This window comes from Rathayibacter sp. AY1B8, assembly GCF_002932775.1.
Taxonomy (GTDB): Bacteria; Actinomycetota; Actinomycetes; order Actinomycetales; family Microbacteriaceae; genus Rathayibacter.
Genome location: NZ_PSWJ01000022.1, coordinates 19788 through 40142 on the forward strand (window position 1 = coordinate 19788; position 20355 = coordinate 40142).

The following is a 20355-nucleotide window of genomic DNA, read 5'->3' on the forward strand; positions in this document are numbered from 1 at the left end:
GCTCAGGAGGCGGGGACGAGCTTCCAGCGGTCGGCGAGGATCTCGAGGCCCTTGTCGAAGGTCGCCGACCACGCCGTGACGTCGTGGGCGCTGTCCGGCACCTCGAGGTAGGTGGCGCTCATGCCGGCGGCGACGGCCGCGGCGTAGACGGCCTTCGCCCCGGGGAGGAACGAGGTGTCCTCTGCGCCGACTCCGAAGATCGCGACGGTGCCGGTGTAGGGGGCGTTCTCCGCGAGGACGTTCACCGGCTTCGCGGCCTCGTAGGCGGCCTGGTCGCCGCCGAACCCCTGCGCGACCGTCGCCGCCTCGCTGCCGAGGGTCGGCGCGAGCTCGCCCGAGGCGTCGACGATGTTGCCGAAGAGCGACGGGTGGCCGGCGCCGAGCTGGATCGAGCAGGTCCCGCCCTGCGAGAGGCCGCCGATCGCCCAGTGCTGCGCGTCGCCGAGCACCGGCAGGTTGGCGCGGATCCAGTTCGGGACGTCGACGGTGAGGTAGGTGGCCGACTTCCCGAGCGGCGAGTCGACGCACATCGGGTTCCTGTCCGGATCGCCCAGCTGGTCGGGCGACACGACGATCGGCGCGAGGCCGGCGTGCGCGGCGGCGTAGGCGTCGAGGGTCTGCTGGAACTTCTCGGTCGAGAGCGGATCGGAGGGCGACCCCGGCTGCCCCGAGAGCATGATCATCACCGGCAGCAGCGGCGGGGTCGCGGTGAGGGCCGCGGGCGGGAGGTAGACCACGGCGTCGCGGGCCGGGAAGCCCGACGCGGTGGCGGGGATGGCGACCGTCGAGACCGAGCCGACGGCGGGCATCCCGGCCGGGGCCGTCCAGGTCGCGAGGTCCGAGTGCGGTCCGTCCGCGGCGGCGACCGGCACGGAGGAGTCGGAGTACGCGCTGATCCCGAGCGCGCTGCGTACCGTGGGGTACTGGCCGAAGTCGATGTTGACGGTCATCGCGGCCGCCGCGACGACGAGCACTCCGGCCGCGAGCGATGCGAGAACCCCCCGCGCGCGGCGGCGGGCGATCGCGTGCCCGAGGACGACCAGGGCGACGCCCAATCCGCCGATCCCGAGGCCGATCGCGACCCGGGTGACCGGCGTGAAGTCGACGCCGAACGGGCCGTCGGGCCCGTCGACGAGGGCGGCCAGGGCGGCGCCGCCGATCAGGCCCAGGAGGAGGACCGCGACGGCGATCCCGCCGCGTCGGGAGCGCCCGCGGCGGGGAGCGCGGACGTGGGCGGCGAGCAGGAGGAGGAGCGCTCCGATCGCGAGCACGTAGACGGCGACGACGAAGGGGCCGGAGACGAGGCTCAGGTCGAGGAGAGAGGTCATGCGTCGATCCGGTCGGAGGGTGCTCGGGCGGGCGTCAGTCTGGCGGCGGTCTCTGGAGGAGAGCCGGGAGCTGTCGGGAGCGATTCTCCTCCCCGGGCGCGGATCCACCGAGCTCTCCACCGATCGGGCGCAACCCCGCGCGCCGCGCCGCCGCTCCCGCCTAGCGTGGGACTCCCGACGCACACCGCGCCCTCACGAAGGAGCCCGCACCATGACGCAGCACCCCCGCCTCGAGACCTCCTCCCGCGAGGCCCGCGCATGAGCCGCGGAGTCGCCGTCGTCACGGGCGGCACGGCCGGGCTCGGACGCGCCACGGTCCGCGAGCTCGCCTCCCGCGGCTGGGACGTCGCCGTGCTGGCGCGCGGCGAGGACGGACTGGCGGCCACGGTCGCCGAGATCGAGCAGAAGGGCCGGCGCGGGCTGGGCATCCCGACCGACGTGGCCGACCGCGAGGCCGTCGAGTCGGCGGCCGACCGGGTCGAGGCCGAGCTCGGCCCGATCGAGCTGTGGGTCAACGACGCGATGGTCGGCGTCTTCGGCGAGTTCCTCTCGACCGAGCCCGCCGACTTCGAGCGCGCCGTGGGCGTCAACTTCTTCGGCTTCGTCAACGGCACCCGCGCAGCCCTCTCCCGGATGACCCCGCGCGACCGCGGGCACGTCATCCAGGTCGGCTCCGCCCTCGCGCACCGGGGCATCCCGCTGCAGGCCGCGTACTGCGCCTCCAAGTTCGGCGCCCGAGGCTTCACCGAGGCCGTCACCGCGGAGCTGCTGCACGCGAAGAGCCGCGTGCGCCTGTCCGAGGTCGACATGCCGGCGCTCAACACCATCCAGTTCAACTGGGTGAAGTCGCAGCTGCCGCACCACCCGCAGCCCGTGCCGCCGATCTACGAGCCCGAGGTGGGGGCGATCGCGATCGCCGACGTGGCCGACAAGCCGCGCCGCCGCACGTGGGTCGGCGAGCCGACCGCGGGCACCATCCTCGGCGACCGCTTCGCCGGGCGCTTCATGGACTGGTACCTCGCCCGCAGCGCCTTCGACGGTCAGCAGGCCCCCGACAAGACGGAGCCGATGCTGCCGAACAACGTCTACGAGCCGGTCCCCGGCGATCACGGCGCGCGCGGCCTCTTCAGCGACCGCGCGCACACCATGACGCCCCAGATCTGGATGATCCGCCACCGCGCCCTGAGCTACGCGGGGGCCGCCGCGGCCCTCGCCGCCGGCGCCGCGGGCGTCGTCTCGGCCCTGCGGAGGAAGTGACCGTGGTCGACGCCGTCGTCATCGGGGCGGGGCCCAACGGCCTCGCCGCCGCGGTCACGCTCGCGCGGGCCGGGCTCTCGGTCACCGTGCTCGAGCGCAACGAGACGATCGGCGGCGGCGCGCGCACGGCGGAGCTGACGCTGCCCGGGTTCCACCACGACGTCTGCTCGGCGGTGCACCCGATGGCGCTCGCGTCCGGCTTCTTCCGCGCCTTCGGGCTCGACCGGCGCATCGAGCTGGTCGTCCCCGAGATCTCGTACGCGCATCCGCTCGACGGCGGCCGCGCGGGCATCGCCTACCGCGACCTCGACCGCACGGCCGAGGCGCTGGGGCGCGACGGAGCGGCGTGGCGCGCCCTGATGGGACCTCTCTCCGAGCGGGCCGACCGCGTCGCGGGCTTCACGAACGACGCGCTGCTGCGGATCCCGACGGACCCGAGCGTGCTGATCCGCTTCGGACTGCGGGTGCTCGAGCAGGGCACCCCGGTGTGGAACCTGCGCTTCCGCGACGACGTCGCCCCGGCGATGTTCTCCGGGGTCGCCGCGCATTCGATCCGCCCGATGCCGAGCCCGTCGACGGCCGCGGCCGCCCTGGCGCTCGGCGCCTACGCCCACGCGCGCGGCTGGCCGGTGCCGATCGGAGGCAGCCAGTCGATCGTCGACGCGCTCGCTGACGACCTCCGGGCGCACGGCGGCACCATCGAGACCGGCGTCGAGGTGACCTCGCTCTCCGAGCTGCCCCCGGCCCGCGCCGTGCTCGTCGACGGCACGCCGACGGCGCTGCTCGCGATGGCGGGGGACCGGCTGCCCCCGGCGTACGCCGCGGCCCTCCAGCGCTTCCGCTACGGCAACGGCGTGGCCAAGGTCGACTTCGCCCTCGACGGGCCGGTGCCGTGGACGAACCCGGAGCTCGCCGGCGCAGGCACGTTGCACGTGGGCGGCAGCCGCGCCGAGATCGCGGCCGCCGAGCGCGACGTGAAGCGCGGTCGGCACAGCCGCAGCCCCTACGTGCTGGTGGCGCAGCCCTCGATCGCCGATCCGACCCGGGCGCCCGAGGGCAAGCACGTCCTCTGGGCGTACACGCACGTCCCCCGGTACTCGCCCGCCGACCAGCAGGAGGCGATCACCGCCCAGATCGAGCGCTTCGCCCCCGGGTTCCGCGACCGCGTGATCGGCGCCTCCTCGATGACCGCCCGCGACATGCAGGCCTACAACCCGAACTATCTGGGCGGCGACATCGCCGCCGGCGCCGCGAGCGTCGCGCAGCTGCTCTCGCGCCCGGTCCCCACGACCGACCCGTGGCGGACGCCCGCGAAGGGGCTCTACCTCTGCTCCTCGTCCACCCCGCCCGGGCCGGGCGTGCACGGCATGGCCGGCTGGCACGCCGCCCGCAGCGCGCTGCGGCACGAGTTCGGGGTGCGCGAGTCGCCCGACCTGTCGCCGGAGGCGCGCCCGGCCTGAGCCGCCGCCGTTGCGCTGCGCCCGTCGCCGCCCCCGGCCTGCCAGGCTGAGGGACGGCGCCCCCACGCGCCCCACCACCACTCGAAGGAGTCCGCGATGTCCCGCACCACCCGCGTCGTCCACTGCCCGCCCGAGTCCGTCTTCGCGGTGCTCGCCTCCGGCTGGCTGTTCCCGAGCTGGGTCGTCGGCGCGTCGCGGATGCGGAAGGTCGACGCCGACTTCCCGCACGTGGGCTCGCAGCTGCACCACTCCTTCGGCCTGTGGCCGCTCGTGATCGACGACCGCACCACGGTTCTCGAGTGGGACCCGCCTCGCCGGATGGTCATCCAGGCCGCCGGCTGGCCGCTCGGCGAGGCCCGGGTGCACGTCGAGGTCGAGCCGCACGCGCGCGGCGCGAAGGTGCGGATGCACGAGGCCCCCGTGAAGGGCCCGGGCACGCTCGTCCCGAAGCCGCTGATGCACTCGTTCCTCTGGATCCGCAACCGCGAGGCCGTGCGCCGGCTCGCCCACATGGCCGAGGCGGGAGCCGCGGGACGCACGCTCGCGCCCGCCTCGCTCCCCTCGCCCGCCGACCGTGCCGGGATCGACCGGCCGAAGCACGTCTGGGCGCGCCTGACCGGAGCGATCGGGTCGATCGCGGTCGGGACGCTCGTGGTCCGCGGCGTCCTCGCGGCCGTGCGGCGCGCCCGGAGCTGACGGGCCCGGACCCGACGGCGCCCGGAGTCGGCGGCGCCCCGGAGACGACGGCGCCCGGGTCGGACGCCGCTCGGCTCGGACGCCGCCCGGGTCAGACGATCCGCTCGACCAGCCGCACGTGCTGCACCGCGACGCGCTTCGGCTCGCCCGCGAAGGCGGCGTCGCGCTCGGGCGAGGCCAGGTACGCCCGCTCGACCTCGGCGAACGCGTCGGCGTCGCCGGCCGTGCTGACCGCCCAGACGAACTCGTTCACCTCGCGGTCGGCGTAGGCGAACTCGATCCGGAAGCCGTGGGCCTCGCGCGCCGGCACGATCCGCTCGGGGAACCAGGCGAGGAAGTCGTCCATCACCCCGTCCATCAGCTCGTAGCGTCGGAGTTGGATCGTCCTGGTCTCGGCTGCAGCGCTCATGCTGCGACGGTACCCGCCCGGCGGCCGCGCCGTCGCCGCGCTACGCTCGCCGCCGACAGCCCCACGCCGAGGAGGACAGCACGGACCCCCGCCACCGCTCCCTCGCGCTGCTCGTCGCCGGCTGCTTCTTCATGGAGAACCTCGACGCCACGATCGTGACGACCGCCGCGCCCGCGATCGCCGCCGACCTGGGCGTCGACTCCGCCGCGGTCTCGATCACCGTCACCGCGTTCCTCCTCACCGTCGCCGTCCTCATTCCGGCCTCGGGCTGGCTCAGCGAGCGCTTCGGTGTGCGCCGCGTCTTCACCAGCGCGATCGCCGTCTTCACCCTCGCCTCCCTGCTCTGCGCGCTCAGCCCCACGCTGCCGCTTCTGGTCGGCGCCCGAGTCCTGCAGGGCGTCGGCGGCGCGCTGATGGTGCCGGTCGGCCGGCTCGCGGTGCTGCGGGCGACTCCGCGGGAGGGGATCATCCACGCCATCGCGATCCTGGTCTGGCCGGGTCTGGTCGCCCCCGTGATCGCGCCGTTCCTCGGCGGGCTGCTCACGACCGTCGCCTCCTGGCACTGGATCTTCCTGATCAACCTGCCCCTCGGGGTCGTCGCGTTCGCGATCGCGCGCCGGATCGTCCCCGGCACCGCCGAGAGCGCGCCGCCCCCGCTCGACGTCACGGGGCTGGTGCTCGTCGCGGTCGGGCTCGGCGCGCTGGTCGGAGCGGCGGGGCTCCTCACCGGCTCCGAGCTCGACGGGCGGGCGGTGGCGCCGCTGCTCGTCGGCGCGGTCGTGACGGCGCTCGCCGTGCGGCACCTGCGCCGCGCCGAGCATCCGCTCGTGCGGCTCGACGCCTTCCGCTTCCGCACCTTCCGGGTCGCCAACGCGAGCGGATCGCTCTACCGGGCGACCGTGAACGCGGTGCCGTTCCTGCTCCCGCTGCTGTTCCAGGACGCGTTCGGCTGGAGCCCGGTGCAGGCCGGCTCCGTGGTGCTGGCGCTCTTCGTCGGCAACCTGGCGATCAAGCCGGCCACGACTCCTCTGCTGCGGCGCCTCGGCTTCCGCGGGGTGCTGGTCGCGGCGAGCGCGGTGGGGGCGGCGTGCATGGCGGCGATGGCGTTCCTCGAGCCGGCGACTCCGGTGGCGCTCGTGGTGGCGCTGCTGGTGCTGAGCGGAGTGGCCCGCTCGGCGGGCTTCACGGCCTACAACACCGTCACGTTCGCCGAGGTCCCGCAGGAGGGGATGTCGGGCGCGAACACCCTCAACGCCACCACGCAGCAGATCGCGGCCGGACTCGGAGTCGCGGTGGGCGCGGTGGCGCTCGCCGTCGGCACCGCGATCGGGCCCGGCCTCGTCCCGTACCGCGTCGCCTTCCTCGCCCTCGCGGTGCTGACCCTCGTGCCGCTCGCCGCCGCCGCCCGGCTCCCGCGCGACTCCGGGAGCGCCCTCACCGCCTGACCCGCGCGGGCGTCAGGCGAGGCCGAGCGCGATGCCGTCGAGGATGTCGTGCGCGGTCGAGTGGACCCGGTCGACGCCCGGCGACGCCTCGTGGACCGCGCGGAGGACCTCGCCCCAGACCAGCGCGCCGGCCGCCAGCACGTCCTCGCGCCCCGGGCGGACCCAGGGGAGGGCCGCCGTCCCCTCCGGAGACAGCGCGGCGAGCTCGTCGCAGGCGGCGAGGACGTCGGAGAGGGGGAGGGACGTCTCGAGCGCGGCGCGGTCGGTGGTGCGGAGGACGTGCGCGGTGATCGTGAGCACGGTCGCGGCGACGCCGACGACGCTCCGGGCCTGCGAGAGGTCGACGGAGGAGGCGGCCAGCGCGGCGCCCACGTCCGCCCGCATCGCCGCGCGCTCGCCCTCCGTCGGTTCGGCGGCCCGGCGGTGGCGCTCGGTCAGGCGGACGCTGCCGACGTCCATCGAGTGCGCCTGCTCCGGCTCCGCTCCGCCGAGCACGAGCTCGGTCGAGCCGCCGCCGAGGTCGACGACCAGCACGGGCCGGGCGGAGTCGACGGCCGAGACCGCGCCGCGGAAGGAGAGCCGTGCCTCCTCCTCGCCGGAGATCGTCTCAGGGGTGACGCCGAGGATCCGCTCGACGGCGGCGAGGAAGTCCTCGCGGTCGGCCGCGTCGCGGGTGGCCGAGGTGGCGACGAAGCGGAGGTGCTCGGCGCCGGCCTCCTGCGCGGCGGCCGCGTACTCGCGGGTGACGGCGAGGGTCCGCTCGAGCGCGGCCGGGTCGAAGCGGCCGGTGCGGTCGACCCCGCGGCCCAGCCGCACGAGCTCGGTGCGGCGCTGGACGTCCCGGAGGCGCCCGCCCTCCACGTCGGCGATCAGCAGGCGGAGGGAGTTGGTGCCGCAGTCGAGCGCCGCGACGCGCGTGGGGGAGGACATCCGCCCATTCTGCCCGCGCGGCCCGGGCCGGAGGCGGGCGATAGCCTGGGGGGAGAGACGAAGGAGCCGCCCGTGCACGAACACCACGTCCGCGTCCACCGCAGCGACGAGGAGCTCCCGCGACACGGGCAGCTCGCCCACGCGCTCGCTGAGGTCGCCGCCGATCCGGTCGAGATCGACGACGAGGTCGCCGAGATGGTGGTCAACCGGGTCATCGACAACGCCGCCGTCGCCACCGCGTCGCTCCTGCGCCGCCCGGTCGTCGCCGCCCGCGCGCAGGCTCTCGCGCACCCCGCCTCCATCGGCGGCCAGGGCTCGGTCGTCCTCGGCGTCGACCCGGCCCGCCGGGTCTCGCCCGAGTGGGCGGCCTGGGCCAACGGAGTCGCCGTGCGCGAGCTCGACTACCACGACACGTTCCTGGCGGCCGAGTACTCGCACCCGGGCGACAACATCCCTCCGCTGATCGCCATCGCCCAGCACGCGGGCATCGGCGGGGCGCAGCTCGTCCGCGGCATCGTCACCGGCTACGAGGTCCAGGTCGACCTGGTGCGCGCGATCAGCCTGCACCGGCACAAGATCGACCACGTCGCGCATCTCGGCCCCTCGGCCGCGGCCGGGATCGGCACGCTGCTCGGCCTCGACGTCGCGACGATCGAGCAGGCCGTCGCGCAGGCCCTGCACACGACGACCGCCACGCGGCAGTCGCGCAAGGGCGAGATCTCGAGCTGGAAGGCGTACGCGCCGGCCTTCGCGGGGAAGATGGCGATCGAGGCGGTCGACCGGGCGATGCGCGGCGAGACCAGCCCGTCGCCGATCTACGAGGGCGAGGACGGCGTCATCGCCTGGATGCTCGACGGCGCCGACGCGAGCTACGACGTCCCGCTTCCCGACCGCGGCGAGGCCAAGCGCGCGATCCTCGACACGTACACGAAGGAGCACTCGGCCGAGTACCAGGCGCAGGCGCTGATCGACCTCGCCCGCCGCCTGCACCGGACGCACCCCGAGGCCGCCGACCCCGAGCGCGTCGAGCGGATCGTCCTGCACACCTCGCACCACACGCACTTCGTGATCGGCTCCGGCGCGAACGACCCGCAGAAGTACGACCCGGCCGCGTCCCGCGAGACGCTGGACCACTCCGTGCCGTACATCTTCACGGTGGCGCTGCAGGACGGCGCCTGGCACCACGTGCACAGCTACGCCCCCGAGCGGGCCGCCCGCGCCGACACCATCGCGCTCTGGCACCGGGTCACGACGCAGGAGGACGCGGAGTGGACGCGCCGCTACCACTCCACCGATCCGGGCGAGAAGGCGTTCGGCGCCCGCGTCGAGATCCTGATGACGGACGGCACGACGATCGTCGACGAGATCGCGGTGGCGGACGCGCACCCGCTGGGCGCGCACCCGTTCAGCCGAGAGCAGTACGTGTCGAAGTTCCGCACGCTCGCCGCCGACGTGCTCGAGGAGTCCGAGATCGAGCGCTTCCTCGACCTCGCGCAGCGCCTGACCGAGCTGACCCCGGAGGAGGTCGGCCGCCTCAGCGTGATCGCCGCCCCCGGCGTCCTCGCCTCGATCGAGCCCCCGCGCGGCCTGTTCTGATCCCGCCGCGGGAGGGTCGTCCGCACGCACGGTGACGCGCGCACGGACGGCCTCCCGCGGCGGGGAGCGCCGTCGTCAGGCGGTCTGCTCGGCGACCCAGTCCTGGATCTCGGCGATGAAGCGCCGGCGCGAGAAGACCCGGCTCCGGGCCCGGAAGGCGTCGACGTCGAGCGCGAGCGCACGGCGCAGCAGGTCGCTCCAGTCCGGATCGCCCTCGAGGTCGGCGATGACGCCCCCGCCGGCGAGGGACACGCTCTCGCGCACTCCGCCGATGTCGGTCCCGATGACCGGCGTCCCGCAGGCCATCGCCTCGACGGGCATGATCCCGAAGTCCTCGACGGCGGGGAAGACGTACACGAGCGCCTGCGCGTAGAGCGCGCGGATCAGCTGGTCGGAGGGCGAGATGACGAAGGTCACGTCGGCCCGGATCTCCTCGGCGTAGGCGCGGAGCCGCGCCTCCCAGGGGCCGTGCCCGGCGATGACGACCGGCAGCCCGGTGCGGGCTCCGGCGTCCATGACCTTCTCGAGGCGCTTGTAGGGGACGAACCGCGAGGCGCCCAGGATGAACGGCCGCGCGAGCGAGTCGAGGAGGCGCAGCTCGTCGTCGTCGAGCGGGGAGCGCCAGTCGGTGATCGTCGAGAGCAGCTCGGTGTTCACCGGCGGGTAGATGACCCTCGACGGCTGGTGCCACGCGTCGCGCACCCGCTGCCCGGTGAAGAGGCTGTTCACCGCGATGGAGGAGGCCTCGGCGGCGCGGAGGCGGTCGATCGGCTTGAGGAGCAGGCTCGCGGTGCGGGCGGCGAGGCTGCTGCCGCGGCCGTCGCGGTCGGGCTCCCAGATGTAGCGGGCCGGGGTGTGCGCGTAGACGAGCTTGCGGGTCGGTCCGCTGGTGCGGACGTGGTGGGCGAAGAGGTGCGAGCTGACCAGCACCCACTCGCGGGAGGCGCCGACCGGGAGCCGCCACGTGGGCAGCATCGCCGGCAGGGCGAGGACCTTGTGGCGGCGCAGCGGCGTGCGCGCCAGCCAGGACTCCGAGACGGGCCTGCCGACGACCTCGGCGCAGTCGCTCCAGAGGACGCGGACGTCGGCGTCGGCGAAGGCCTCGGTCATCGCCTCGAGCACGCGCTCGGCGCCTCCGCGGCGCTCGACCCACTCGTGCACGATCAGGCCGGGACCGACCGGGGGGACGGATCGGGAACGGGTGGTCGCGTCGATGACGGCAGTGATGATGGGCCCCTTCCCCCGGGCGTGCGGTGAGGATCGGGCGGCCATCCGGAGACGGGAGCGGCTCCGAATGCTTATCCGTCGTCGGTGACCGATCAGCAGTGCAGTAGAAGCTAACCGGCTCGTGGAGAAGGAATCGAAAGGCGAGTACGAGTCGTCGCAGAACGACGGGGAAAGGAGAGATCGATGATCCGGATAAGCCGCGAGAGGAATGGCGAGGATCGTCTGGAGTGCGTCGCGGAGGCGCTATTCCCTCGGAGATCACAACGATGGAGGAGAGTCGCGGAGAGGAAGAAGTCACTCTTTCAGTGACGCCGTGCCGGAAGGATCAGGAGACGCCGATGCGCTGCAGGGTCTGCCACCGCCACTGGTCGCGGACGCCCTCGCGCACGGTGCGCACCGCCCGCCAGCCCAGCTCCCGGTCGGCGCGCGCCGGGTCGGCCCAGCTCGCGGCGAGGTCGCCCGGCCGGCGCCCCACGGCCCGCCACCGGACCGTCTCCCCGCTCGCCCGCTCGACCTCGTCGATCAGCTCGAGGACGCTCGTCGGTGAGCCCGTGCCGAGGTTGTAGACGCGGTGCCCGGGCCGCGCGCGCTCGAGCGCCGCGACGTGCCCGGCCGCGAGGTCGCAGACGTGGATGTAGTCGCGCAGCCCCGTGCCGTCGGGGGTCGGGTAGTCGTCGCCGAGGACGTCGACGCACCGGGAGGGGTCGCCTGCGGCCCGTGTCAGCACGGGCAGGAGGCTCCCCGGCGCCGTGGCCGGATCCTCGCCGATCCGCCCCGACGGGTGCGCGCCGATGGGGTTGAAGTAGCGGAGGCTGACCGCGCGCAGGAGGGGATCGGCGCGCGCAGCGTCGCCGAGGATCTCCTCGATGACGCGCTTGGTCGCGCCGTAGGGGCTCGCCGCGCTGAGCCCGGCGGGGGAGTCCTCCCCGACCGGCATCGCGCCGCCCGGGCTGTAGACGGCCGCCGAGCTCGAGAACACGACGGTGCGGATCCCCGCCTCCGCTGCGACCGAGAACGCCGCGGTGGCGAGCCCGACGTTGACCGTCCAGTACTCGAGGGGCCGCCGCACCGAGTCGCCGACCGACTTGAGCCCGGCGAGCAGGACCAGGGCGTCGACCGGTCCGTGGGCGGCGAGGAAGCGGGTCAGCGCGGCCGTGTCGCGCGCGTCGGCGATCAGGCGGGGGACCACCGAGCCGGTCAGCTCCTCCACCGCGTCGAGGGTCCGCTCGCTCGCGTGCGAGAGGTCGTCCACGACCAGCACCTCGTGGCCGCTCTCGAGGAGCGCGACGGCGGTGTGGCTCCCGATGTAGCCCGCTCCGCCCACCAGAAGGACTCGCATGCGGGGGAGCCTAGATCGGCTCCCGCACGGCGTCGGCGCCGCTGCCGGGCCCGCGGATCCGTCGATCCGCGCCGCCGTCACCCGTGCGCGGGACGCCCTCTGCCGCGGTCGTAGCCCGCGATCGCAGCGGACTCGACGGCGAGCGCGACCAGCTTCTCGCCGACCGGGCGGGGCACCACTCCGAGCGCGGCGTCCGCGACTCCCGCGACCAGTGCCGTCCGCCGCTCGCTCCCGCCGCGGGCCAGGAGGCGCACTACCGCGTCCCACGCGCCGGCTGCGGGCACCGCCTCCCGCACCTGCTCGGGGTGCAGCCGCTCGAAGGTGCGGCGGGCCGCCCCCGAGAGGAACGCGCGGCGGCTGCGGACCGCCGCCGAGACGGAGGCGCCGTGGTGCAGGGCCTCGGCGCCGGGCTCGATCCGCACCGGCACTCCCAGGCGGTGCAGCCGGTAGCCCCAGTCGACGTCCTCCCAGCCGTACTCGCGGTAGTCGGTGCTGTAGCCGCCGACCCGGTCGTAGGTCGTCCGCGTCACCGAGACGTTGCCGCCCCAGTAGCGCCAGGCTGCGTCGGAACCCGCCGCGTAGGCGCCGCGGCGGAAGCGCTCGCCGGCCGGCCGGCCGTAGGCGCGGGAGTAGGCGGTACCCGGGTCGACGTCGGGGCAGAGGCCGACGACGCCGACGACCGCGTCCCGATGGGCCCCGACGTGCGCGGCGGCCCAGCCCGGGCCGGGCTCGAGGTCGTCGTCGCAGCGGATCAGCACGTCGCCCCGCGCGGCGTCGAAGCCGGCGGTGAGCGCGGCGGAGCGCCCCCGGTTCTCGGGGAGCACGACGCGGCGCACGGGCACGGGGGAGGCGTCGAGGGCGCGCTCGCTGGCGTCGACGACGCCGTCGAGGACCACGACCACGTCGAGATCGCGGTGGGTCTGAGCCGCGAGGGCGGCGAGGAGGCGGGGCAGGCGGGCCGCCCCCGCGTAACTGGGGACGACGACGCTCGCGACGCTCATCGGGACTCCTCGCCGCGCGGGCTGCTCTCGACCAGGAGCAGCTCCTCCAGCCCGCTCAGCATGCGCGCCAGGTCGTCGGCGATGGCGCCGGGATCGGTGGAGTGGAGGCGGGCGAGCCGGTCGGCCAGGCCGGAGAAGTCCTGCGGCTCGTCGTCGAGCGCCCGCCAGGTCGCGGCCACGCTCTCGCGCAGCGCGTAGGGGCTGCCCATCGGGGAGACGTCCAGCGGGAGCACCAGGACGCGCCCGTTCAGATCGACGGAGGCCGTGTCCGGGCGGCGCCGCCAGAGAAGGAGCCGGGGGTCCTCTGCCATCTTCTCCGAGTCCTCTCCGCTGATCGCCGCCACTGCGAGTAGAAATCCGCCAGCGCCTCTTATCGCGACGCCTCTCTCGCTATGTTTGCCGCCGACGCGCCAAGGGGTGTACGTCGAGCGACAGCACCGGAGGGCCGCCAATGTCGGAGTCTAATCCGCTCGCATCCAGCGATATCAGCGATAAGAGCGAGAAGAAGAGCGCGAATTCCGCGGGCGTCTTCGCACGGCGGACGGTCGTGGCCGGAGCGGTCTGGTCGGTGCCCGCGGTGATGCTGGCGCAGTCCGCCTCCGCCGTCTCGATCAGCTGCTTCCCGGTGGGGACGGTCTTCCAGGCGGTCGCCCGCGGACGCCTCCTCAGCGGCTTCCTCGGCGGCGTGAACCTCGACAATGTCGCCGGTGTCTCGGGCGTGACGGCGACTGCGCCGGCGTCGGGACCGAATCCGCCCGACCCGGTCGTCGTGACGGGCGGCGTCAACGCCACGGTACTGAACGGCATCGCCGTGAACGCGACCGGGCTGACCGGCACGCTCTCCTCCCTCCTCACGCTGGCGGCTCCCGCCGGCGTCGGCACCCTCAACCAGTACGCGGAGGCGAGCACCACCGGCACCGTCCGCGGAGCCTCCGGTGCGATCACCAATGCCGGCCAGCTGGCGCTGACCCCGACCTCGGGGAGCTACCCCGACTTCGGCACCGTCAACCTGCAGGCGATCCTCGCCGCCGTCGGCAGGCCGGATCTGTCTGACCTCCTGACCAACGTTGCCGGGCTCACCCTGCAGATCGGCGCCGTCACCGGACGCGCTGCTCTTCAGTCGGCCTGCGTGCCCGGGTCGGACAACCTGCAGCGCGACTACCAGATCACCAGGCTGAACCTGGTGCTCACGTCGACGGCGCTGACAGCTCTCGTCACCGCGGTGAGGAACGCCCTTGCTCTGATCGAAGACATTCGTGTTGCCACGGTCGCTGTTGTCACGGTCGACGTCGCCGCCATCCTGGCGGGAAACCTGCCCGGCGGAGGTCAGCCGATCCAGGCGAGCCTCGGGACGACTCCGGCGACGCTGACGATCGATCTCGCCTCGCTTCTCGGTCCTGCTCCCGGGCAGCCCGGGAGCACGCAGTTCGGCTCCTACTCCGCCTTCCTCAACAACCTGCCACCGAACTCGACTCTCCTCGTGGACAGCGGTCTCGGCGTTCCGGCAGCTGCCCTGACCGCTTTCACGACGACTCTGGTCACTGTTCTCACGCAGAGGCTGCGCGAGAACATCAGGATTTTCGGGACCCCGCTGAACAGCCCTGACGTGGCCGCTAGCGTCTTGACCCTGGTCCTGAACGTGCTGAACCCGTTGCTCGCGGCCCTGCCGGCTCTCGTCGGAGCCGTCGTCACCACCGCGATCACCCCGGTCTTCACCGCGCTGCGGGACGTCATCCAGATCGACGTCAACGCGCAGAACCGCTCGACCAACCCGACCGGGCCCGCCGCCCTCGAGGCGCTCCCCGTCGGCCGCTACGACGTCGCGGCGCTCTACATCCGCGCGGTGGGGCTCGTGAACCTGCTCGACCTGTTCATCGCCCGCGGCTCCGTCGGGCCGAACGTCCGCACGGGCTAGCCGCGCGCTCGGCGCCGTCAGGCGCCGTGGACCACGAGGCCGTGCTCGACCATCGCGTCGAGCACGGCCTCGACGTGCGCCCGGGGGTCGCCCGCGGGCGGGGCGCCGTGCTCGGCGACGACGGCCCCGGTCAGCGCGTCGACCGTCGCGGGCGTCCCGAGAACGCGCCACAGCACCGGGCCGATCCCGGTCAGCGTCTCGACCCGCTCGTCGAGGAGGCAGCTGACCACTCCGTCGCGCTCGACCCACTCGACGCCGGCGGCGCGCGCGAGCAGGCCCGGGCCGGGCGCCGCCGGATCGGCCTCTGGTGCATCGGCGACGACCGACGACGGCTCCCCGATCCGCTCGAGGAGGGGCAGCACCGTCTCCGCCTCGCGGTAGCGGAGCACCTGCGCCCCGCCGACGGAATCGAGCAGCCCGGCGAGGTGGTGCAGCGCCGCGGGCAGCCGTGCGAAGTGGCTCAGCTCGGGCAGCAGCACCGAGAGCGCCTCGTCGAAGGCGATCGGCTCGAGCCGGGGCTCCGCCGGGCCGGACGGGTCGCGGGCGAGCAGGAGCAGGGCGGCCAGGCGCAGCGGAGCGTCCGGCAGCGGCTGCAGGCCCATCGCGGTGGGGGAGCGGTGCCGCTTCCAGTCGCCGCCGTCGAGGAGGGCGACGGGCTTCCGGAACGGCAGCACCCGCCCGTCGCGGCGGACGGCGAGCGTCTCGTCGGTCACGTACCCGTACCGCCGAGCGGCGAGGCTCACGAGGGTCGACTTGCCGGCACCGGGCCGCCCGACGAACGCGACGACGCGGCCGTCGGGCAGGGCGACCGCGGAGGCGTGCACGCTGAGCAGCCGGCCCTCGCAGGCGTCGGCCGCCGCGAGGGTGAGCGCGGCGCCGATGTGCTCGGCGAGGGCGTCCTCGGTCGGCTGCGCGATCACTCCCGGCTCCCCGACCGGCTCGGTCAGCGACACCCGGTACTCGGAGCCCGGGCGATCGGCGTCGTCGTCCACGTCGTTCCACGACTCCTCCACCTCCGCCACGAAGCGGTCGGGGACGGTGTCGTCGAAGGTGAAGCGCACGCCGAGCCCGAAGGGGGCGCGGATCAGCCGGCGGGTCATGTCAGGTCCTGTCCGTCCGTCGGAGGTGGTCCCACGCGAGCGGAGCCGTGCGGGCGCCGCGGCGCAGCCGCCGCCACCAGCCGGCCGCCACGTCGATCCGGCGCGGGCCGATGGCGGGGTCGGCGGCACGCAGGGCGTGGGGAGCGGGGAAGACGGCGCGGGCGAGGAGCAGCGGCCGCTGCCGCCAGCCGGCCGCGCGCACGGCCTGCACCCACCCCGCGGAGGCGTGGGGCGAGCTCGCGTTGATCCGCCACGCCCGCAGCTCGGCCGCGGGCACCTCCCCGGCGCGCGCGCGGATGCCGAGCGCATCGAGGAAGGGCTGCGCGGTCTGGACGGCGCCGAGCTCCTCCGCCGCCGCCCGGAGCGGAGCGTGCAGCTCCGCGCGGGCGCCCACCGCCTCCACGAGCAGGTCGTAGTCGGAGGGCCGCGTGAGGCGCGGGTCCGTGATCTGCCAGGCGTCGCGGAGCGCGTGCAGCGCCAGCACGAGCGCCGAGTCTGCGACGCTGGCGGTCGCGACCGGACGGCCGGCCAGCTCCACGATCCGGTGCCGGCTCCACAGCGCCTCGAAGGCGTCGCGCGGCGGCACGAGGAAGCCCGGCCACCGCCAGTGCACGTCGATGTCGACCGGCCACGCGGCGTGCCGGTAGGAGCGCGAGTGCTTGGCCGCGAGCGTCGGTCCGTCCGGCCAGGGCCGCTCGGTCCAGCCGTCGGCGGCCAGGAGGGCCAGGATCCCGGGCAGGTCGTCGGGGGCGACCAGAAGGTCGACGTCGCCGGAGGCGCGGGGCGGCCGGAGCCGGTCGGCGGCGGCGGTCGGTCCCTTGAGCACGAGTGCGCGCAGGCCCGCCGCGTCGGCCCGCCGGTGGACGAACGCCGACACGAGCGGCACGGCCTCGTCGGCCCAGAGAACGCCCACGAGCTCCATCCGGTCAGTATTCCAGCGCTCCCGCGGCCCGCGGAGCCCGGCCGGGGGCGGTGGAGCGGAGCGCTCGTCTCGGTGAGGATGGGCCCGCGGGCCGCGGGGGCGCCGCACGGAGGCGGGCGGGGCGGCGGATGATCCACGGGGGAGCGGGCGGCGCCGGGCGGCCTCCGGTGGCGCTCGCGACCAACAACGGCGACATCGGCGGCGGCGAGGTGATGCTGCTGAGCATCGCGGAGGCGCTCGAGGCGCTCGAGGTCCCGGTCGTGGTCGTCGGCCCCTCGGAGCCGCGTGCGCTCGTCGCCGCCGCCCTCGCCGCCGGCCACCGGGTCGTCGAGCTCGAGGCCGTGGGCAGACCCGCCTGGATGCGCGCGCTGCGGCGCTGGGACGCCTCCTCCCGCGAGGGCGTGCTGTGGTGCAACGGGCTGGTGCCGGCCGTCGCGACCGCAGGGCGTCCGCGGCGGATCGTGCATCTGCACCAGCGCCCGTCCGGCCTGCAGCGGCTGCTCGCGCCCGTGGCCCGCCGCGGCGCGCTGGCGACCCTCGTCCCCTCTCGCTACCTCGCGGGGGTCGTCCCCGGGTCGACCGTGCTGCCGAACTGGAGCCGCCGCGTCGAGCTGCCGGAGGCGCGGCCGCGGAAGGACGGGACGACCGTCCTCGGCTTCCTCGGGCGTCCCTCGCTCGCGAAGGGGGTGCGGGTCCTCACCGAGGCGCTGGCGCTGCTGGAGGCCGGGGAACCGGGCGCGTATCGCCTGGTGCTGGCGGGCGAGCCCCGGTTCGTGGCGGAGCGGGAGCGTCGCGAGGTGGAGGCTGCCCTCGCCCCGGTCGCCGCTCTGGTGGACCGGCCGGGGTGGATCGAGCCCGGCGACCTCTTCGCGCGGATCGACCTCCTGGTGGTGCCGTCGGTGCAGCCGGAGTCGTTCGGCCTGGTCGTGACCGAGGCGATGTCGGCCGGCGTCCCCGTGGTCGTGAGCGACGCCGGTGCGCTCCCCGAGGTCGTCGGCCCGTCGATCGGCGCCACGTTCCGAGCCGGCGATCCGCGGGCTCTGGCCGAGCTGATCAGAGCCCGGAAGAGGAGAGGACTATCGGAGTCGCGGGAGAGTGATCGTGCCCGCTGGAACGATTCCTACTCGCCGTCCTCCGGGAAGTCGGCTATCGACGGACTTCTGGCGCGAATGGTCCTCTCCGGTGATTCCTGATCCTCCCGCCACGGGACCGATCCGCTTTCCGGAGAATGCCGCGGCGAGCCTCTCCTCCTCCCTCCGGAAAGGACGACGATGACCCCCGAACCGGAAGTCCTCAGAGTGCTCGGACTGTTCCTCAAGCACCCGACACTGCGCCTGGCTCCGGGCGAGCCCTTCGCCCGCGGGAGGCTGCCGTACCGGGCCGACCTCCTCCGGGACGACTCGACGCGGCTCCTCGTCCCCGGTCACGCGTCTCGGCCCGCGCACGTGAAGCTGCGCGACGTCGTGGAGCACCGCACGGGGCTGAACGTGGACACGCAGCTGCGCGCACTCCGGGCGGTCCGCTCGGCCGACGCGGTGCTCTGCGTGCTCGAGCCGGAGGCGGGCCTCCCCGCGCTGCTCCGGCGCGCGCGGCTCGGGCCGTACGGCCGCACGCCGCTCGTGGTCCTCTCCTGCTGGTGGGCGGAGGAGCTGCTCACCGGCTCGCCGGAGCGGCGCCGACAGGTGGTCCGGCTGCTTCAGGGGGTCGACCGGCTCGTCGTGCTCAGCGAGAACCAGCGCGAGGTCTTCGCCCGTCACGGCGTCGACGAGCGGCGGATCGCACCGGTGCTCTTCGGGGTCGACTCCGACTACTACCGGCCCGTTCCGCCGCGTCCGAAGCGGTTCGAGGTGCTCGCCGTCGGGGTCGACCGCGGGCGCGACTTCGACTCGCTGGTCGCCGCCGCCGAGCGCCTGCCGCACCGGCGGTTCGACATCGTGACCACTCCTGCGCGGCGGCCGTCCCGGGCGCTGCCGGCCAACGTCGTCCTGCACGATCCCGTCTCGGTCGGACGGCACCGCGACAACCTGCGCGACGCCGAGCTCGTCGTCGTCACCAGCCACGACCTCGCCTACCCGACGGGCCAGAGCGTCCTGCTGGAGGCCTCCGGCTGCGGGACCTGCACGGCGGTCACCGCGAGCGCCGCGATGACCGGCTACGTCCGCGACGGCGAGACGTCCTTCTCGCTGCCCCTGCACGATCCAGCGGGGATCGCGGCGGTGCTGGAGGCGGTGCTGAGCGACGACGGGAAGAGGGCCGAAGTCGCCCGCGCGGGCCGGGAGCGGGTGCTGGCCGAGCTGAACGCGCGGCACATGTGGGCGGGCGTCCGCGAGGTCCTCCGCGACGCGGTCCGCGAGCGCGGCCGCGCCTGAGCGGCGGTCGGCCGGGGCCGCACCGGGCGAGCTCCGTCGCACAGGGAAGGGCCCGCCGACCGGGACCTCCGCGCCCCGGACCCGCGGATCCGCGCCGGATCGGGCGGACGCGGGAGGCGCTACTCCGGCGGCAGAGCGCGAGCGCGGGCGGACTGCTCCGCGAGCAGAGCGAGACCCGCGCCGATCACGACGAACGAGATCGGGGCGAAGAACACCTCGCCCAGCTGCGTCGCACACAGCAGCACCAGGATGCTCGCCGCGCCGACCGCGTGCCCCGGGCGGCTCCCGGCCCCGGCGGCCGTCGTCGCGAAGCCGGCCACGAGCACGGTGCCGATGACGCCGACGAGCAGCACGACGCCGCCCTCGGCCATCAGCGCCAGGTAGGAGTTGTGGAAGAACCAGTCGATCCCGTCGACCCGCGCGGTCGCCTGGCCGAGCCCGGAGCCGGTCCACGGCGAGAGCGCCGCCTTGTCGACCGAGGCGTCGAGGATGCGGGCGCGCAGGGCGTCGGAGCCGGCCCGCTCCACCCCGTAGTCGCCGGCCGTCGCCAGGTTCCGCTCGGCCCAGAGGAACAGCAGGACGAGGCCGCCGCCGAGGAGCGCGCGGAAGAGCAGGCGCAGGTGCGGCGCCGCGACGAGCCACACGAGCGCGCAGGCGTAGGCCGCCATGGACGTGCGGGAGTCGGTGGCGACGACCGCGGCGGCCCCGAGCGCGAGCACGCCGGCCCGCAGCCACAGCCGCGAGCTGAGCGCCGAGACCAGCAGTGCCGCCGCTCCGTAGACGAGACCGGCCACGTTCTTGTCCTGGAGGAAGCCGGTCAGGGCGCCCTGGTAGCTGTCCGGGGCGAGTCCCGCGACGAACAGCACGGCGTTCAGCGACAGGGCCGCGGCGAGTCCTTTGAGCCCCGAGACCACGTCGATCCGCCCGCTCGCGAGGAAGCCCGCGGCGAGCATGACGAGCGCGATGTTCGCCGCCCGGCGCAGGGCGTCGAGGCCGTCGAAGGACGAGCCGGCGAGGACGAAGGCGAGCAGGGCGAGGCACAGCCACGGGTACCAGGCGGCCCGTCCGAGACGGCGGGTGGGCCGCCGGAAGAGGCTGACGAGGACCAGGGCGGCCAGCGCCGTCTGGGCCAGCGGGACGCTCCCCGGGAGGAAGGGGGTGGGGAGCCGGTAGACCAGGAGGCCCATCAGGACGGCATCGAGTATCCGAGCGGAATGTGCTATCGGAAAGGCCTCGTGAACGAGTGGGGAACGCCTCTCGACGACGATCTCTCCCCCTGGTGCGGACATGTCGTCATCCTCGCAGAAAGGGCCTCCCGAGGGGTCGGGGACCGCCTAGGGAAAGGCGCTCCGCATTGCTAG

Annotated in this window: 18 protein-coding genes; 8 read left to right on the plus strand and 10 right to left on the minus strand. The window is 74.7% G+C overall.

Going from position 1 to position 20355, the window contains the following annotated elements; translation table 11 throughout:
- Positions 1-2 precede the first annotated feature (2 nt).
- Positions 3-1328, minus strand: a complete 1326-nt coding sequence (locus C5C63_RS12810) for an esterase family protein (RefSeq protein WP_104267834.1) — start codon at positions 1326-1328, stop codon at positions 3-5.
- 258 nt (positions 1329-1586) lie between these two features.
- Here C5C63_RS12810 and C5C63_RS12815 point away from each other — a divergent pair, with 258 nt between their 5' ends.
- From C5C63_RS12815 to C5C63_RS12825, 3 genes are all read left to right on the plus strand, one after another.
- Positions 1587-2585, plus strand: coding sequence for an SDR family oxidoreductase (locus C5C63_RS12815; RefSeq protein WP_104233564.1), 999 nt, complete (start codon positions 1587-1589; stop codon positions 2583-2585).
- A 2-nt stretch (positions 2586-2587) separates the two neighbouring features.
- Positions 2588-4045, plus strand: a complete 1458-nt coding sequence (locus tag C5C63_RS12820; protein WP_374954100.1) for a phytoene desaturase family protein — start codon at positions 2588-2590, stop codon at positions 4043-4045.
- A gap of 96 nt (positions 4046-4141) precedes the next feature.
- Positions 4142-4741 carry an SRPBCC domain-containing protein gene (locus C5C63_RS12825; RefSeq protein WP_104267836.1) on the plus strand — a complete coding sequence of 200 codons (600 nt, stop codon included), beginning with the start codon at positions 4142-4144 and terminating at the stop codon, positions 4739-4741.
- A gap of 91 nt (positions 4742-4832) precedes the next feature.
- Here C5C63_RS12825 and C5C63_RS12830 read toward each other — a convergent pair whose 3' ends face one another.
- Entirely contained in the window at positions 4833-5150 is a 318-nt protein-coding gene (locus C5C63_RS12830; protein ID WP_104224531.1) for an NIPSNAP family protein, read from the minus strand.
- A gap of 131 nt (positions 5151-5281) precedes the next feature.
- Here C5C63_RS12830 and C5C63_RS12835 point away from each other — a divergent pair, with 131 nt between their 5' ends.
- A complete protein-coding gene (locus C5C63_RS12835; RefSeq protein WP_104267837.1) occupies positions 5282-6595 on the plus strand; it encodes an MFS transporter in 1314 nt (437 codons plus the stop codon).
- 12 nt (positions 6596-6607) lie between these two features.
- On the opposite strand, the gene C5C63_RS12840 is transcribed toward C5C63_RS12835, so the two are convergent.
- Positions 6608-7525, minus strand: a complete 918-nt coding sequence (locus tag C5C63_RS12840; protein WP_104326182.1) for an exopolyphosphatase — start codon at positions 7523-7525, stop codon at positions 6608-6610.
- Between the two features lie 72 nt (positions 7526-7597).
- On the opposite strand from C5C63_RS12840, the gene C5C63_RS12845 reads away from it, so the two are divergent.
- Entirely contained in the window at positions 7598-9121 is a 1524-nt protein-coding gene (locus C5C63_RS12845; protein ID WP_104326183.1) for an MmgE/PrpD family protein, read from the plus strand.
- A 75-nt stretch (positions 9122-9196) separates the two neighbouring features.
- Here C5C63_RS12845 and C5C63_RS12850 read toward each other — a convergent pair whose 3' ends face one another.
- From C5C63_RS12850 to C5C63_RS12865, 4 genes are all read right to left on the minus strand, one after another.
- A complete protein-coding gene (locus C5C63_RS12850) occupies positions 9197-10393 on the minus strand; it encodes a glycosyltransferase (protein ID WP_104227213.1) in 1197 nt (398 codons plus the stop codon).
- Positions 10394-10673: 280 nt separating this feature from the next.
- A complete protein-coding gene (galE, locus tag C5C63_RS12855; RefSeq protein WP_104233571.1) occupies positions 10674-11687 on the minus strand; it encodes a UDP-glucose 4-epimerase GalE in 1014 nt (337 codons plus the stop codon).
- A gap of 77 nt (positions 11688-11764) precedes the next feature.
- Positions 11765-12688 (minus strand): glycosyltransferase family 2 protein, encoded by a 924-nt coding sequence (locus C5C63_RS12860; protein WP_104326184.1) that lies wholly within the window; start codon positions 12686-12688, stop codon positions 11765-11767.
- Positions 12685-12999, minus strand: a complete 315-nt coding sequence (locus tag C5C63_RS12865; protein WP_146086391.1) for a hypothetical protein — start codon at positions 12997-12999, stop codon at positions 12685-12687. The genes C5C63_RS12860 and C5C63_RS12865 overlap by 4 nt, the downstream gene beginning before the upstream one ends.
- Before the next feature lie 140 nt (positions 13000-13139).
- Between C5C63_RS12865 and C5C63_RS12870 the strand changes: the two genes are divergently transcribed.
- Complete coding sequence (locus C5C63_RS12870) at positions 13140-14603, plus strand: choice-of-anchor G family protein (protein ID WP_146085986.1); 1464 nt, start codon at positions 13140-13142, stop codon at positions 14601-14603.
- 17 nt (positions 14604-14620) lie between these two features.
- Here C5C63_RS12870 and C5C63_RS12875 read toward each other — a convergent pair whose 3' ends face one another.
- Complete coding sequence (locus C5C63_RS12875; RefSeq protein WP_104326187.1) at positions 14621-15703, minus strand: PqqD family protein; 1083 nt, start codon at positions 15701-15703, stop codon at positions 14621-14623.
- A 1-nt stretch (position 15704) separates the two neighbouring features.
- On the minus strand, positions 15705-16625 hold the full coding sequence (locus C5C63_RS12880) for a nucleotidyltransferase family protein (protein ID WP_104326188.1): 921 nt from the start codon (positions 16623-16625) through the stop codon (positions 15705-15707).
- 128 nt (positions 16626-16753) lie between these two features.
- On the opposite strand from C5C63_RS12880, the gene C5C63_RS12885 reads away from it, so the two are divergent.
- Both C5C63_RS12885 and C5C63_RS12890 read left to right on the plus strand, forming a co-directional pair.
- Positions 16754-17818: a glycosyltransferase family 4 protein gene (locus C5C63_RS12885; protein ID WP_104326189.1), complete on the plus strand. Its 1065-nt coding sequence runs from the start codon at positions 16754-16756 to the stop codon at positions 17816-17818.
- Positions 17819-17896: 78 nt separating this feature from the next.
- Positions 17897-18994 (plus strand): glycosyltransferase family 4 protein, encoded by a 1098-nt coding sequence (locus C5C63_RS12890; protein ID WP_146086392.1) that lies wholly within the window; start codon positions 17897-17899, stop codon positions 18992-18994.
- Positions 18995-19113: 119 nt separating this feature from the next.
- Here C5C63_RS12890 and C5C63_RS12895 read toward each other — a convergent pair whose 3' ends face one another.
- Entirely contained in the window at positions 19114-20181 is a 1068-nt protein-coding gene (locus C5C63_RS12895) for an O-antigen ligase family protein (protein WP_104251027.1), read from the minus strand.
- Between the last annotated feature and the right edge of the window lie 174 nt (positions 20182-20355).